Source organism: Bacillus sp. 95MFCvi2.1 (assembly GCF_000374965.1).
GTDB classification, from domain to species: Bacteria; Bacillota; Bacilli; order Bacillales; family Bacillaceae_G; genus Bacillus_A; species Bacillus_A pseudomycoides.
Genome location: NZ_KB895721.1, coordinates 25,825 through 42,016, shown reverse-complemented (window position 1 = coordinate 42,016; position 16,192 = coordinate 25,825). Strand labels below are relative to the sequence as shown.

The window sequence follows — 16,192 nt, the reverse complement described above, 5'->3', positions numbered from 1 at the left end:
CAACTGCTGCTGTTCATAACAATACAGATTATATTGAGACTACAACTACAGAATATTCTAGTGCTAAAATGACGCTTGATCATACTGGTGGATATGTTGCTCAATTTGATGTATCTTGGGATGAAGTCTCATATGATCAAAATGGAAAAGAAGTACTAACCCATAAAACTTGGGAAGGAAACGGCAGAGACAGAACTGCTCATTTCAATACAGTTATACCACTTCCGCCGAATTCAAAAAATGTAAAAGTTGTAGCAAGAGAATGTACAGGTCTTGCATGGGAATGGTGGAGAACAATTATCAATGAACAAAATGTTCCATTAACAAATGAAATGAAAGTTTCAATTGGAGGAACAACATTATACCCAAGTGCTAATATTAGTCATTAGGTAAAAGTGAAGCGCCCTGTTTACAGGGCGCTTTTTTACTTGGTCGCAAGGGTTCTGGTGCAAAGATAAAATAAAAGAGAATATAGCTCATATATTTCTAGCGGAATTCTATTTTATGCTGTAAGCCCAAACAATCGATGGATGAATTCTTTCTGGTTTTGGACAGACTGATCCCGTAAATCAATCTGTCCAAGTTTAGGAGATTACTTGCAAAAGTTTTAGAGTTTTTGCACCAGAACCAGACTTTTTATGGATAGTGCAACTTTATTTTGGATGGATAATTTTCACAATACACGTAACGTTCTGCTTACGATAGATCCTGCAAATCATTTATCCGAAAATTTACAATAAATACATAAATAATTAAAAATTAATAGATAAAATAATACAAGAAAAGTGTATCTGTTCTAGTTAACGGGATAAAGAAAATTATTTTTTTCAAGGGGGAACTACAAATGTTAAAGGAAATATCAACAGTTGCTTTAATGACGAGTGTATTATTTTTAACAGTAAATTCTACACCGAATTTGGTGGGGGAATTTTCAAATCCAAGTGTACAAGAGAAACAAAAACATTCAAAACTTGTAAAAGTGGAAGCAAAAGAGGAAACAGATGCAGTTGCCAATGCGGGTGATGCAGCTGATGATCCAGCAATTTGGGTTCATCCTCATGATTCTGAAAAAAGTAAAATTATTGGAACGAATAAAGAGGGGGGGATAGCTGTCTACAATTTAAAAGGAAAACAACTACATTCGTATAACTTTGGGAAACTAAATAATGTTGATGTACGATATGGATTTCCAATTGGAGGTAAAAAAATTGATATTGCGGCAGCTTCAAATCGTTCTACAAATACAATCGATATTTTTGCGATAAACCCTAAAACAGGAGAATTAGAAAATATTACGGGATCTCCCATTCAATCTAGCATGAAAGAAGTATATGGGTTTAGTCTCTATCATAGTCAAAAAACGGGTGTTTTTTACGCATTAGTTGTAGGGAAGGATGGAACTTTTGAACAATATGAGTTATTTGACAATGGAAAAGGAAAAATAGAAGGAAAGAAAGTACGTGAATTAAAGCTAAGTTCTCAATCAGAAGGAATTGTAGCAGATGATGAGTATGGAACAATATATATCGGTGAAGAAGATGTGGCAATTTGGAAATTCAATGCGGAACCAGACGGAGGAAACCAACCGATTGCAAAAGTAGATGGTGCGGATGGAAACCATTTAACAGCAGATATTGAGGGTTTGACGATATATTATGGAAAAAATGGGACAGGGTATTTAATTGCTTCTAGTCAGGGGAATAATAGTTATGCAGTGTATGACCGTAAAGGCAACAATGAGTATATTGGTAATTTTACTATTGTTGATGGTAAAAATGCTGATGGAACGAGTGATACAGACGGTATTGATGTAATGAGTTTTGGATTAGGAGAAAAATATCCAAATGGCATTTTCCTAGCACAGGATGGAGAGAATATGGATCATGGGAAAATAGTAAATCAGAATTTCAAAATGATAGATTGGAAAAGGATTGCAAAAGGATTCGACTCAAAATTACAGATAGAAAATAACGTAGATCCTCGTAAACTAAAATTTAGAGAAATATTTAGCAAATAGTTAAGGTGAATAAAAGATCATTTCATAGTATATTGAAATGATCTTTTTTAGAATTTTATAATGCCTCAAAACAAAAAAAGTGTACATTTTCAACTAGAGATGTCAATTTTCTCGTTTGGGGGGTATTTGCTTTCCTAAGCTTGATGACGATGGGATAGCACCACATTCCCATCAACTTAAGAAATTGGTTGTTCCCCAAAACGAAATTTCTATCTAAGGAATAAACCATTAAATGTAAAATTAAAACAAATGTATTTTATTTTAATTTCTTAAATACGCATAACCCCGTTCCAATTTTAGAACGGGGTTAAAATAAACTTTTTTAGTTTCTGGTGTGATATAATTCCATATTAAAAATATAATAACACACATTCGTTTAAATATGGTTTGGGTTATTCCACAATCACGCCTGATTGCTATAGATCAATAATTTTTTTAAGGTTCTCAATTTAACAGGGTAAATAGTGATTTATCGGTAATTGTTATGAATTGGTTGAAACAAATCCTCTTGGCTGGTCCGAACAACAGAAAAATTGTCAACATTGTAATGACCATGAAGTATTTCATTATGATGACTTATTATCTTTTCAGCAGATAGGATTGAAGAATCTGTCGTTGAATGACCATCCCCAACTAAAGTAACATCAAAATGATTCACCGTTGCAGTTCTAACCGCTGTGTCAATACAGTGTTCTGTTTTACATCCCATGATAACAAGATGTTCGATCTCGTTTTCCTTTAAAAAATCCATTAATAGTGTACCATAAAACGCATTTGTAGCTACTTTATCAAATATTTTTGCATTGGTTGGCACTTTTACTGTCTGGTGTATTTGAAAACCTGGACATTTGCCATCAGCAACATCTTTATCCCTCACAAAGATAATCAAAGCATGTGATTCTAGTGCTTTATTAATAACCAAATTAACATTATCTAACAATGCTTCTTTATTAAGCACATTTTTAGTTTCGTTATTACCATCAACTAATTCTTGTTGGACATCAATAATAAGCAAAGCTTGGTTCAATATAAAAACTCCTTTATGCTATAATTTATATATATGTTCTCCATATCTTTCTTCATTCTAATAATCATAATATCGCCCCCTTTTATCTTTTGAACCTATTTCGTTACGAACCTAATAAGTAATATTGTTATATGTTAAGAGAGCAGACACTACTAGATAGGGGTCTAGGTCTTTTAACAAGTTCTCCTTGACAATTAGGACATACATAATTCATTAATTTTGTACACTCCTCACAAAATGTACATTCATGTGTGCAAATAAAAGCCAAAGATTGCTCTTCAATCTTATTATTACATTTCTCACAACATTTCCTCATCTCAAGTCCCATTTTTATTCCTCCAATAACATTTTTTTCATTATATACATAAAATTATAAATATAATATAATTTTGTTTAAATACAAATTATTAGCTATTTCATCCAAAAGACTTAAAAAATTTATTCATTATAAGCGTTTTGCTTTAAATAAAAAGGGGATGTTTAGAATAGACCATATTGACCGAAAGATTTTACATATTCTTCAAGAAGATGGACGTATATCTATGACTGAACTAGGAAAAATGGTGAACTTATCAACACCAGCTGTAAAAGAAAGAGTAAAAAAATTAGAGGATAAAAATATTATTACAGCCTATAGGGCAGTTATAAACCCAGAGAAATTAAATAAGAATGTAACGGCTTTTGTTTTGTTTGAATCAAAAAAATGTCAACAATTCAGAATTTTTTGCAAAGAAAATCCTATGGTCTTTGAGTGCCACAGATTAGCCGGACAATATAGTTATTTGGTGAAAATAGTCACTGAATCGGTGCAACATTTAGAAGAATTTATAGATGCTTCAATGGAGTTTGGCTATCCATCAACTTTAATTAACTTATCATCACCAGTAAAATATAGATGTATTTTTTAGAATAGAGTTCTTCGAATTTATTTAAGGGATGCTGCCACACATCCATCAACTTAAGGATTTAGACTATTCTTGAAGTTAAAAGCACGTTACTATTCTCTTATGTTAATGAGAAGGGGTGACGTGCTTTTTATGAATATGCATCAAAAACAAGAGTTGTCTTTATTTGCCGAAGAGTTATATCGCTATATGTCTCCCGCTACACTTAATCAATTAGCTATAGAAGCAGGCGGAATGAAACGAAAACGTAAGTGCCATGGGCACCATTTTTTATCTTTGTGTGTATGGTTAAATCAACAAATCGCTACTACCTCTCTTACTCAACTTTGTAGTCAATTAGAAACTTCAACAGCAATTTTATTAAGTCCTGAGGGACTTAATCGACGATTTAACGCGGCTTCTGTAGCCTTCTTTCGAAATGTATTTACTACACTTCTACAAGCTAAAATTGGAGGGTTATCTAGGATTTCTCATTCTCTTTCTGCTTACTTTGAGCGTATTCGCATTCTTGATTCTACAACCTTTCAAGTTCCAGATCGATTCGCAGCTACTTATCCTGGTGCCGGAGGATGTAGTCATAAAGCTGGTGTAAAAATTCAACTAGAGTATGACTTGTTGAGTGGAGAATTTTCTGATGTGAAAATTGAACCAGGAAAACGAAGTGATCAGGCGTATGGTGCGGCTCGAACAGGCATGGCACAAAAGAATGAACTATATATTCGTGACTTAGGATATTTTCGTTTACAAGAACTTTAAGTCTATTCAAGATAAGCAAGGATATTATTTATCACGTCTTAAGTTACCAACTAAGATATATAGAAAAGAATTCGAAACAGTCGTATTTAAAACAAAACCCGCTCAACTGAGACCGTTATAGGATAGCACCACATGTCTATCAAGCTAAGAAATCGAGTCACCCAAAAAAACGAAAAAGCTCATTTCTTATCTGAAAAAAGATACTAAGTGAGCTTTTTCGGATACTACCAATAATGATAGGTTATGTAAACTTCACATAAATAAGATATATAATATAAAAATAACGATTAACTGAGGTGAGAGTATGGAAAATACATATGAAATTCCCAAATTAGAAACAAAGCGTCTTTTATTAAAAAAACTAGATTTTGATGATTTAGATGATTTATTTGAAGTCTATTCGGATCCTCAAACAACTACATATGTACCTCGAGAAGTACACAAAAATAAAGATGAAACTCGTATTTTTTTAGAAAACACGATGGACACAGCTAAGAAAGGTAAGTCCTTCATATGGTCTATTATCTTTAAGAGTGATCAGAAAGCTATTGGAACCTGTGGGATCTGGAAATTATCACACAGTAGCGCTTCTTTAGGAGCTGTTATTAACCCACTGTATTGGGGAAAAGGAGTTATCGTCGAAGCTTTAGAAGAACTAATAAAGTTTGGCTTTCAAGAATTAGATTTAAATCGTATTGAAGGAAGATGTGACATAAGGAATACAGCGTCTGAACGAGTTATGCAAAAGCTAAAAATGACATATGAAGGAACATTGAGACAAAGTGTAATGATCAATGGTATGTATTGCGATTCTAAGATATATTCTCTTTTAAAACATGAATATGATAACTTTCGATAACGGAGATTATATAAAAGAAAGGTCCCTTCGAAGATCTGAAGGGACTCTTTTAAGTTTCTAGATATAGAGACTGCTGATAAGTAGGATTATGTTAACTAAGTTTGTATATGAGATGTAAAAAACATTTACAATATATATCCAATAATGTTAGTATATATGAAATTAAATGCAATGAAGAGAAGAGTAAATAAAGTGAATTCTATACAGAGAACCCTGGTAGCTGAAAAGGGGTTAGAATTTCTTTATTGAAGCAAGGCTCAGAGCAGCACATTGGAACCGACTATAGGGGGATAGTGTGACGGGCGCTCCCGTTATAGAGCTAGGGTATAAGCATTTTTGTTGTACCTGATAAGGTTAATATGGCGACATATTAATAAACTGGGGTGGTACCGCGATCTAAAATCTCGTCCCCAAGACACTTAAGTCTTGGGGGTGGGATTTTTTTATTTTGTTTTAAGTGTTGCATTCTATCTGATTATATTTTAGGAGGAATTCAATTGAGTTTAAAAAAAACATTGGGAAATTGGCGGTATCCATCTATCTTATTGTTTAGCATTGGTGTTTCAAGTGTTGGAAGTTGGGTTTACTTTATCGCTCTAAACCTTATCGTTCTTAACATAACAGAGTCGGCCATTGCTGTCTCTGGTTTATATATTATTAGGGCTTTATCAACGTTGTTTACTAATATTTGGTCAGGAAGCCTTGTAGATCGTTTAAATAAAAAATATCTCATGATAGCACTAGATGTTTTTCAGACTGTGCTAATTGCATTATTACCTTTCTTCTCTTCTTTAGGGCTTATATATGCTATGGTCTTTCTTATTACAATAGCGAGCTCTATGTACCACTCAACATCGGTAACTTATATCACGAAGTTAATACCAATAGGACAAAGAAAACGTTTCAATTCTTTACGTAGCCTACTTGATTCCGGAGCTTTTTTGACTGGACCAGCAATAGCAGGAATGATGTTTACAATTGGTACACCTAATATGGCTATTTATATCAATGCTGTAGCTTTATTTTTATCTGCATTCATTACAGTAGGAATGCCTAATGTTGAATCCTCTGCACAATTAGAAAAAACATCAGATACAACAAAATTATCTCTTAAGTTATTAATAGATGATTGGAAGCTTGTTATTAGATTTAGCCGTAAGTATTTATATATCATGATGATTTATCTTTTGTTTAGTGCGATGATAGTCATGATGACAGCTACAGATTCGTTGGAAGCTGCTTTTGCAACTAGGATACTTTCCTTATCTGAAGGTGAATATGGAGTCTTAGTCAGTATTGCTGGAGCAGGAGTATTAGCAGGTTCTTTATCCAATGCAATAATTATTGAAAAAATACCTACCTCATGGCTTATTGGTATGGGTTCCTTAATAACTGCAGTAGGTTATATGGTTTTTACATCCTCTAATACCTTTTTTATAGCATCTATAGGAGTTTTTGTTTTGTCATTTGCTACTGCCTTTTCTAATACTGGTTTTTACACATTTTATCAAAACAATATACCTGTTGATGTGATGGGGAGGGTTATAAGTATTTACGGGTTTATTGAGGCTTTTTTAATTATTACCGTTACTGCAATCTTTGGTATTTCTTCCGAGCTTATATCTATACGATTTGTTGTAGTTTCAGGAGCATTTATAATGTTTTTGGTATCTATTACACTATTTATTTGTAGTGTTCAACCATCAAAAGCGAAATTCTATTCTAATTCACCTGAGCTTAAAGATTCATTCCAATAAATTCTTTTTTTAATGAATAAAATTAGATAATAGTTATGAAATAAAAAGGATCTTTATTCAAAGATTCTTTTTACTACCGATAACGAGAATTATGTAAAAAAGTTAGTATGGATCTAACTTTTTCTTTTTTTGTTACAAACATTATATCCTCTTTATTCACAGTGTTTTGAATGTATACTTTTCTTGATGTTTTTGAAGAAAATGATTAACTCACGATAAAATGAGTTATTATCTATTTATGATGGTAATAAGTATCGCAATGATAATTGTCGTTTTTTTAGGGGATGGATTTAAGTTAGGCTCTATTTTAAAATGGATTGTGTGTATTATATGGTTTTTTGTATTTATAGGGAATCTTTGTTATTACATTAAAAGTTTGAGAAAAAGAAATTTTAAGGATTAGATTGATATGTAAAAGCCTCAATTATCTAATATACATTTAGATAATTGGGGCTTTTGATTTTGTTATTTATCTTTTATTAATGTAAGCGTCAAAGTGTGTCCTGAAGGATTTCTTGCACGAAAAGGAGTGAAAAAAATGCGAGAAATTCATGCTTTGTAAGAGATGAGGGAAGGCCCCCATATCCATCAAGCTAACAAGGACGAGTTACCCCAAAACGATAAAAACGATCAACATGCAAAGATTTTTCGTTCTGGGGGTATTATGATATCTTAACTTGATGGGTGCACGGTTAGTCCCCTTTTATAAACTCATTATTTACCAGACAGGTCTTAACCTCGATGATGATTTACCCTCATTTGCTTCATAAACTAACTTTGTTAAATCTTCCTTGAGCATTTGCATTCTTTCATCGCCTATGTTTTCAATCCAACGTTGTTCCATTTCAGTTAGTATCTTCTCTTTTGCTTGCACTACTAGCCAACCTTTTTCGGTCAAAACAATAATTTTCCCTCTCTTATCAGTTGGATGAGCTTTGCGCATTACATAACCACTTTTCTCAAGATAATCCACCATTTTACTCACAGCTTGCTTTGTAATTCCTAAATATTCGGCTAGTTCTATACCTGTCGCTCCATTAGGAGTGATGCATTTAAACATAAAACCGTGTACAGGTCTAATATCTCCAAATCCCAATTCACTCAATTTGTCATGTAGTTCATTGATTGATGCGCTAAAGGATAATGACAAAAGTGACGTAAGGTCCAATTCACTAAATACTGGATGACTCATACATAAAACCTCCTTAAATAAAGTCAATACGGTTGACTACATCTGATTTCTATTGTACTATATGGCATATAGTCAATCAAATTGACTATAATTAGTTATAAGAGAAATAAGGGATTCAACGAAACAAAAATTAATAAATTATGGAGGTTTCTCATGGCTAACATCGTGAAAATTAGAGGAAGTGTGTTTGCCCCGTATGCTTGGTTAGAACCTATTAAAGATCCTACAACAGGAAAACTTTTTGAATATACTGGTGATGCACGTGAATTTACACCTTATGCTGTAAACACAATGCGGTCAAGATTAGAGCAAGAAGTGATTATTGATTTTTATAAAAAAGAAATTTTTTCACATGCAAATGCTTGTATCGTAACTGTGAAAATTACAAATCCAGATGGTTCTATCGAGTATAAAAAAGGGAGAACAAGCACAGAAAATATTGTATGCACTAATGTTGTGTGGGGTACTGATGAAGTTTCTTTTAAAATGAGTGCAAGTGCCAGCAATCCTTTAAATACAGCAGCACCTGCAGCTGACTATGTATTAACTATACACGTTAACAAAAGTGGGGTTGCACAAATTGAAGGTGCACATGATGGGTTCCCCTGCTATGAATTTTATAAACAAACAGATTTTGGTCCATTTGAATTAATATATACACATGATTTCAGAAAAACTGGTGACACTCCAGCAGCACTAGCTGGGGAAATGGAATACAGTTTTAAAACGACAATCTAGATATAAATATTGAATAGAAGTTTACAAGCAGCAAAATTATTTATACGAAAGAAATTGCGATCTGTTTTGCTCAATGGGTCAATATTATTATTACCCAAAATAAAATTAAGAATTGCAGAGGTGTGTCTCATGACTAATATCGTTAAAGTTAGAGCAAGTGTATTTATTCCAATGTCTTGGACTGAACCTAAGAAGGATACTCAAACAGGAAACGTGATTCAATTCGAAGGTGACTCACGTGAATTTACACCATATGCTGTAAATACTATGCGTTCTAGAATTGAACAAGAAATAGTTGTAGATTTTTATAAAAAAGAAATTTTCACATATGCGAATACCGGCATAACAACAGAAAGAATCACAACTCCTGATGGTTCCGTTAATAAGAGAACAGGAAAAGCTAGTACGGAAAATATTTTGTGCACTGATGTTGTATGGAAGTCAAATGACGTCAAATTTAAAATGACTGCAAGTGCTAGCAACCCATTAAATGTATATGCACCTCCTGTTGACTACCTATTAACTGTACATGTCCAAAAAGATGGTACCGTCGATATTGAAGGTGCACATGATGGATTCCCTTGTTATGAATTTTATAAGCAACTAAATTTTGGTCAGTTTGAGAAAATTCATACACATGACTTCAGAGAAACTGGTGATACAGCTGAAGCTCTAGGTGGAGACATGGAGTATAGTTTTAAAAAGATATTATAAAGAACAATATAATACCCTTTTTATTAAATAAATATATAACAACATCAAAGAGTGAGTAACAGGAGGAAAAGCGAATGACAACAGTTTTATTTGTAAAAGCAAACAATCGTCCAGCAGATCAATCAGTTAGCGTGAGATTATATTATGCTTTTTTAGCAAGTTATAAAGAATCTCATCCAAATGAGACAGTAGTAGAGCTTGATTTATACAACGAGGAATTGCCATATGTAGGAGTAGATATGATTAACGGCACATTTAAGTCTAGTAGAGGATTGGATTTAACAGCAGAAGAAGCAAAAGCAGTAGCTGTTGCTGATAAATATTTAGATCAATTCCTTGCAGCTGATAAAGTTGTTTTTGGTTTCCCATTATGGAATTTAACAATCCCAGCTGTATTACACACATATATTGATTACTTAAACCGCGCGGGAAAAACATTTAAATATACGTCAGAAGGTCCAGTAGGTCTTATTGGAAATAAGAAAATTGCATTATTAAACGCAAGTGGCGGTGTATATTCTGAAGGACCAAAAGCCCCAATGGAAATGGCTGTTAAATATGTAGCAAGTATGATGAGCTTCTTCGGTGCAAAAGATATAGAAAAAATAGTAATTGAAGGTCACAACCAATTCCCAGATAAAGCAGAAGAAATTATTGCTGCAGGGCTTGAAAAAGCGATTAAAGTAGCAAGTACGTTTTAATTAACAAAACACTTGTCACTCTATATGGCAGTACCAACACTTTTATAGCGGTGGTACTGCTTTTTTATTCGCTTAGCTCGCATCAATTGGGTAGTAAGGATCCAATTGATGCGAGCTTTCCATTCTCAACTTATTAAACGAAAGAAAGCAGGATTACATTACAATGGAACGTTTATGGACAAAAAACTATATAATGCTGACCATTACAGCATTATTACTATTTAGTGGTTTTTATTTACTCATGCCAACACTACCTATGTTTATTAAACAATTAGGTGGAAGTGAATCTCAAGTTGGATTTATTATTGGGGTGTTTACAATATCGGCAGTCATTTTTCGTCCTATTGTTGGAGGATTAATGGATCGATATGGTCGAATGGTATTTATAATAAGCGGACTACTATTTTTCGCAATTACAATGTATTTTTATGATTGGGTAACAGGGGTTATATTTTTAGTGGTCTTACGTATTCTCCATGGAATCAGCTGGGCAGTTGCTACAACTTCGATAGGAACGGCTGTGACTGATGTTATTCCACAATCTCGTCGTGGAGAAGGAATGGGATGGTATGGACTTGCCGTGACTTTAGGTATGGCTTTAGGACCAGTATTAGGTCTTTGGGTAATAAAATCATTTTCATTCCATTATCTATTTCTTCTATGTACAGGATTAGCACTTGTTGCATTCATACTTGCACTTGGTACAAAAATACCAGCAATTCAACATGCATCAAAAAAACCAATATCATTTTTTGAAAAAACACTCTTACCAATCGCTATTGTTACATTTTTCCTATCTCTTACTTTTGGTGGCATTACAACATTTTTACCACTGTTTGCGGCAAAAATTCAAGTTAATGCTGGTACTTTTTTCTTAGTTTATGCTGTCACACTTACAGTAGTTAGACCATTTGCAGGGAAGGTATCCGATAAATATGGAGAAGGAATCATTATTATTCCTGCGCTGTTTACACTGATAGCCGCACTATTAGTTCTAGCAATGACAAATGGGATTGTTGGACTAGTTATTACAGCTATTTTGTATGGGATTGGATTCGGATCAGCACAACCTGCTCTTCAAGTAGCCATGATACGATTAACTTCACCAGAGAAAAGAGGAATAGCGAACGCTACATTTTTTACTGCTTTTGATTTAGGGATTGGTTTAGGGTCCATTCTTCTAGGATTTGTTTCACAACTCATGGGATATCAAATGCTATTCATTGTTTGTGCTGTCTCTGGGTTTGTTAGTCTGTTAATTTTTATTTTGTTTGTAAAAAAGACGCTAACATAACTTTTAAACTTACGAAAAAAGCGCTATTCTTTTTGTAGAAATATACAGAAAGGATGGCGTTTTGGCTATGAATTTATCGATTTCTGATGAACTAGAATTGTTTTCTAAAGAGTTGCAGCGATATATGTCACCACATGCTTTGGAGAAATTTGCTAGAGAGATAGGATTTGTTCAACGAAAAAGTAAATATCGTGCACAAGATTTAGTAGCTCTTTGTGTTTGGTTAAGCGAAAACATAGCAAACACTTCATTGACACAACTAAGTAGTCGATTAGAAGCTAACACAGGTATTTCTATGAGTCCAGAAGGACTCAACCAACGTTTTAACTCTCGAGCTGTACAGTTTCTGCAACAAATATTAGCTTCTTTACTCCATCAGCAATTTTGTTCTTCTAGCAAGATTCCAACTTTGTATACAAACTATTTTCGACGTATTCGTGTATTGGATTCTACACATTTTCAGATTCCGGATAAATTCACTTCTACATATCAAGGTTCAGGTGGTAGTGGTCAAAGTGCCGGTGTGAAAATTCAATTAGAGTACGATTTGTTAAGTGGCCAGTTTCTATATGTTCATGTGGGTGCTGGAAAGCACAATGATAAAACATATGGTTCTACTTGTCTAAAATCGCTCCAACCGCAGGATGTATGTATACGTGACTTAGGGTACTTTGACTTAAACGATTTACATACTATAGACGAGCACGGTGCCTATTTCATCTCACGGCTTAAGCTCAATACTCGTATATATCAGAAAAATAAAGATCCTGAATACTTTCAAAATGGAACTATAAAAAAGCACTCTGAGTATATCCAATTAGATATGGAGCAATTCATTGACCAATTACAGTCAGGTGAAACATATGAAATTCCCGAGATTTATATTGGAATGTATCAAAAGCTTCCTGCAAGACTAATTCTGTATAAATTAACTGAAACGCAAATGAAACGTAGACAAAAGGATTTAGCACTTAAAGAACATAAGAAGCAAATTACCTATAAAGAACGCAGTAAGCGGCTTAGTGCAATTAACTTTTATATTACGAATATCTCTCCGGAACACCTACCCAAGGAACAAGTATACGATTTTTATTCCTTACGGTGGCAAATTGAACTGATATTTAAAACATGGAAATCATTTTTTCGTATTCATCACTGTAATTCTGTAAAATTAGAACGACTAGAGTGCCACTTATACGGACAATTAATAAGTATCCTTCTTTGTTCTTCCACCATGTTTCAAATGCGCCAATTACTCCTCATCAAGAAGAAACGAGAATTAAGTGAATATAAAGCGATTTATATCATAAAAGATTATTTTTCACTTATTTATCAATCTTTACAAGAAGACACTCAAGAATTAATAAAGATATTGTTTCGTCTGTTTAATCTCTTACAGAAAAACGGCCGAAAATCCCATAGGTATGAGAAGAAAACAGTCTTTGATATCTTAAGCGTCGTATACAACTTTTCTATGTCTCACAATCATGTAGCGTAATCAAAAAAAATGAAACCCGATAGGTTTATTTGGTATGCAAATCTTTAAAGAACTTACACTGGATCTTTAGAAAAAAGAAAAAATCTCACCTGAAATTAAACTTATATAAGCTTAGGTTGATGGGCATGGGGAGGGCCCATCAAAATCAGTATTCAGGTACAGGTTTCAAACCACCTTTGGGTGCTGCAATCAAAAGTTGTGGTACTGAGCGCAAATGGAAAAGGCTAACAGAGATTAGTCAGGTGTGTGCCATAAAGCTGAACGAGAGTGAACAATCCGATGAAGCGTCGTTACTACTTCTATACAGTCAAAACTAGGGGCCTTTGACACCTCTAGGAAGAGTCTGAAAGAAACCTGATTACTGTTCAGATGGCTGTCGGCGTAAAGGTTGCAGGAGTATGGCACAGGTTTTTACAAGGAACAGGAGAAGTTTGTATTCTGATGATAAGCGAAAAATCCAAGCGATGAACTGACAAGGATGAAAGTAGTGATGCAGAATACAGATGCGGAAGAATCCGTAGTAGTGATGAAATGGCTGTAATGGCAATGGAGCGAAGGGACTCTGTTATCTATACTTCAGAAATTGAACAACCAGAAATGGGGGGATTTAATGAAAGAAGGAAAATCGTTTGAGATTTCACAATATCAAGTACTGGAAGCATACAAACGTGTAAAAGCGAATCGAGGTGCTGGAGGTATTGATGGAGTTGACTTCACAGAGTTTGATAAGGATTTGAAGAATAATTTGTACAAGCTTTGGAATAGAATGTCTTCGGGTAGCTATTTTCCTAATCCAGTAAAAGGAGTAGAAATACCGAAGAAGAACGGGAAAAAGAGATTGCTAGGTATTCCAACTATTAGTGATAGAATTGCCCAAATAGTAGTTCGTATGAATTTTGAGCCACTTGTTGAACCGATATTCTGTGTAAGTGAGGCAAGAAAGATACTAGACTTTGTGAATCTCACATTAGTCAGATTTATCAGGTTTAAGTATAAAACGGTGAAAAGAAGCAAAGCTAAAGCCTTTAGATATTTAGTACGTATGGCAAAAGCACAACCAAACCTGTTTTATCACTGGCAAATGGGGATACGTCCGACAATTGGATAACAAGAGCCGAATGAAGGGAGACTTTCACGTTCGGTTCTTTGAGAGGCTCAGGGGGAAATCCCCTGGGCCTACTCGACTATTCCCCACCTGCCATTTGAAAATAACCCATGAGATAATCTCCTTACATACTACATGTGGAGGTTTTTTTATGGAAAAACATCTATTAAAGTTACTTGACGTTTACAAATAAAAGGAGTGCTTATTTTATAGAAATAAGCACTCCTTTGTTTATTTCAAATTAAGAATTTCACAGCAGTCTTCAAAGAGATACAAGAGGAACCAACTGTTCGTAAAAGTTCGGTTCAGAAGGCTGATAATCAGCGAGGACAAACATAATATCCTGATATTAATCTTTAACGAAAAGTGAATGCTAGGATATGTACAAATCTTTCGACTTTGTTATAAAATGGGAATGTTGAGAAAAAATTCTTAAAGTTGTTAAGGGGAAAGGTGGAAATGCAGTATGAAGATTAAGCAGTTTATGAGTGTTTGTTTTGCAGCTATTCTTACAGTAGGTTTTGTAAGTGGTTGCGATTCATCCAAAAGCTCAACGGAAGTAAAAGAGAATAAGGTATATGGAGTTGGGGATACAGGAAAAACACAAAATATTGAGCTGAAATTAGAAAGTGCGGAATTTGTCTTACCAGGACAATTTGCGAAGCAAACAAATGACAGAGTTTTAAAGGTGAAGGTGAGTTTGAAAAATAAAGGTGATAAGGTAATTAAAATGTTGCCACAAGATTTTTCACTATACCAAAAAGATGAAAAAACGAACCTTTATTATACGTCAGATCCAAATGAGTTAAAAGGAGGAGATGTCGATAACGGGAAAAAAGTATCTGGAACCATTTATTATAATGTGAAAGATTCGTCTTCTTATGAATTGGTTTATAAAAAGTACATTATGGATCCGAAAAAAGAAAAAGAAGAGAAAATTTCATTTAAAATCCAAGGAAAAGAATTGGCGGAAAAAGCAAAAGAGCTACAAAGACCTGCTGAGGCTTTGACCGCATATTTAAATGCAGCCTTCTATGATAAAGATTCTAACAAAATTAATGATTTATCAGGCGAAGATGGTACTGCGTTTGTGAAAGAAGTAGAATCTTCTTTTAAAAGAACAAATGAAAGAATGTTTAACAATCAAATCGATGAGCAAGGGATGTTAAATTACTATAAAACTTTAAAAACAGCATTCCAAAAAAATGTGAAATTTGAAACGAAGGTAGTATCCCTAGATGGAGATAGAGCTCAAGTTGAACTAAAAGCGAAACCAATTATGTTGAACGAGTTGAAATCTAGATTTCAAAGTGAAGCGATGACAATCGCAAATCAAAATCCAAATATCACCAAAGAGGAGTTGACGAAGAAATTATTCGATTATGCAGTACAGTTAATACCAGAAGCAAGACCTGGTGATACGGAAGAAACAGTTAAAATTACTATGCTGAAACACGGAAAAAATCAATGGCGTTTAGATACAGCCTCCGCAGATCAAATTATGAAAGTATTTATTAAATAATCATAGTAAGCATTTCGTTTTAGGATGTGTGCCCCTTATAAGTCAACGTAATACCACTTAAAGGATTTGATGGTGTTATAAACGAAGTCTGTTCATTTACCGTTATT

Annotated in this window: 15 protein-coding genes, 2 pseudogenes and 1 other annotated feature; of the genes and pseudogenes, 13 read left to right on the top strand and 4 right to left on the bottom strand. The window is 33.9% G+C overall.

The genetic code is table 11. The annotated features are described in order from the left end of the window. The coding region (locus tag C568_RS0126245; protein ID WP_018783178.1) for a thiol-activated cytolysin C-terminal domain-containing protein at positions 1 to 389 on the top strand (389 nt) is incomplete at its 5' end. 113 nt (positions 390 to 502) lie between these two features. Here C568_RS0126245 and C568_RS34420 read toward each other — a convergent pair. Continuing rightward, positions 503 to 586: pseudogene (locus C568_RS34420) on the bottom strand (IS6 family transposase); the annotation flags it as partial. A 258-nt stretch (positions 587 to 844) separates the two neighbouring features. Between C568_RS34420 and C568_RS0126240 the strand changes: the two are divergent. Then, complete coding sequence (locus C568_RS0126240) at positions 845 to 2,017, top strand: phytase (RefSeq protein ID WP_018783177.1); 1,173 nt, start codon at positions 845 to 847, stop codon at positions 2,015 to 2,017. A 469-nt stretch (positions 2,018 to 2,486) separates the two neighbouring features. Here C568_RS0126240 and C568_RS0126235 read toward each other — a convergent pair whose 3' ends face one another. Next, positions 2,487 to 3,044: an isochorismatase family protein gene (locus C568_RS0126235; protein WP_018783176.1), complete on the bottom strand. Its 558-nt coding sequence runs from the start codon at positions 3,042 to 3,044 to the stop codon at positions 2,487 to 2,489. A gap of 127 nt (positions 3,045 to 3,171) precedes the next feature. Continuing rightward, entirely contained in the window at positions 3,172 to 3,372 is a 201-nt protein-coding gene (locus tag C568_RS0126230) for a DUF1272 domain-containing protein (RefSeq protein WP_018766997.1), read from the bottom strand. 157 nt (positions 3,373 to 3,529) lie between these two features. Here C568_RS0126230 and C568_RS0126225 point away from each other — a divergent pair, with 157 nt between their 5' ends. From C568_RS0126225 to C568_RS0126210, 4 genes and pseudogenes are all read left to right on the top strand, one after another. Next, entirely contained in the window at positions 3,530 to 3,952 is a 423-nt protein-coding gene (locus tag C568_RS0126225) for an Lrp/AsnC family transcriptional regulator (RefSeq protein ID WP_029427798.1), read from the top strand. A 129-nt stretch (positions 3,953 to 4,081) separates the two neighbouring features. Then, positions 4,082 to 4,823 (top strand): annotated as a pseudogene (locus C568_RS32140) (IS4 family transposase); the annotation flags it as partial. Between the two features lie 186 nt (positions 4,824 to 5,009). Beyond that, entirely contained in the window at positions 5,010 to 5,564 is a 555-nt protein-coding gene (locus C568_RS0126215; RefSeq protein ID WP_018783173.1) for a GNAT family N-acetyltransferase, read from the top strand. Between the two features lie 162 nt (positions 5,565 to 5,726). Next, positions 5,727 to 5,979, top strand: a binding site (T-box leader). A gap of 82 nt (positions 5,980 to 6,061) precedes the next feature. Beyond that, positions 6,062 to 7,321: an MFS transporter gene (locus tag C568_RS0126210; protein ID WP_018783172.1), complete on the top strand. Its 1,260-nt coding sequence runs from the start codon at positions 6,062 to 6,064 to the stop codon at positions 7,319 to 7,321. A gap of 718 nt (positions 7,322 to 8,039) precedes the next feature. Here C568_RS0126210 and C568_RS0126205 read toward each other — a convergent pair. After that, a complete protein-coding gene (locus C568_RS0126205) occupies positions 8,040 to 8,513 on the bottom strand; it encodes a MarR family winged helix-turn-helix transcriptional regulator (RefSeq protein WP_006097468.1) in 474 nt (157 codons plus the stop codon). A 153-nt stretch (positions 8,514 to 8,666) separates the two neighbouring features. Between C568_RS0126205 and C568_RS0126200 the strand changes: the two genes are divergently transcribed. The 7 genes from C568_RS0126200 (at position 8,667) to C568_RS0126165 (ending at position 16,085) form a co-directional block, all read left to right on the top strand. Next, entirely contained in the window at positions 8,667 to 9,251 is a 585-nt protein-coding gene (locus tag C568_RS0126200; RefSeq protein WP_006097469.1) for a DUF3238 domain-containing protein, read from the top strand. 129 nt (positions 9,252 to 9,380) lie between these two features. Continuing rightward, entirely contained in the window at positions 9,381 to 9,965 is a 585-nt protein-coding gene (locus tag C568_RS0126195; protein ID WP_018783170.1) for a DUF3238 domain-containing protein, read from the top strand. Positions 9,966 to 10,039: 74 nt separating this feature from the next. After that, positions 10,040 to 10,666, top strand: a complete 627-nt coding sequence (locus C568_RS0126190) for an FMN-dependent NADH-azoreductase (RefSeq protein WP_006097471.1) — start codon at positions 10,040 to 10,042, stop codon at positions 10,664 to 10,666. 163 nt (positions 10,667 to 10,829) lie between these two features. Next, positions 10,830 to 11,960, top strand: coding sequence for an MFS transporter (locus C568_RS0126185; RefSeq protein ID WP_018783169.1), 1,131 nt, complete (start codon positions 10,830 to 10,832; stop codon positions 11,958 to 11,960). Positions 11,961 to 12,027: 67 nt separating this feature from the next. Next, a complete protein-coding gene (locus tag C568_RS0126180) occupies positions 12,028 to 13,458 on the top strand; it encodes an IS4 family transposase (RefSeq protein WP_018783168.1) in 1,431 nt (476 codons plus the stop codon). A 610-nt stretch (positions 13,459 to 14,068) separates the two neighbouring features. Continuing rightward, entirely contained in the window at positions 14,069 to 14,566 is a 498-nt protein-coding gene (locus C568_RS0126170; protein WP_018783166.1) for a hypothetical protein, read from the top strand. A 463-nt stretch (positions 14,567 to 15,029) separates the two neighbouring features. After that, positions 15,030 to 16,085 carry a DUF5105 domain-containing protein gene (locus C568_RS0126165; RefSeq protein WP_003202754.1) on the top strand — a complete coding sequence of 352 codons (1,056 nt, stop codon included), beginning with the start codon at positions 15,030 to 15,032 and terminating at the stop codon, positions 16,083 to 16,085. Positions 16,086 to 16,192 lie beyond the last annotated feature (107 nt).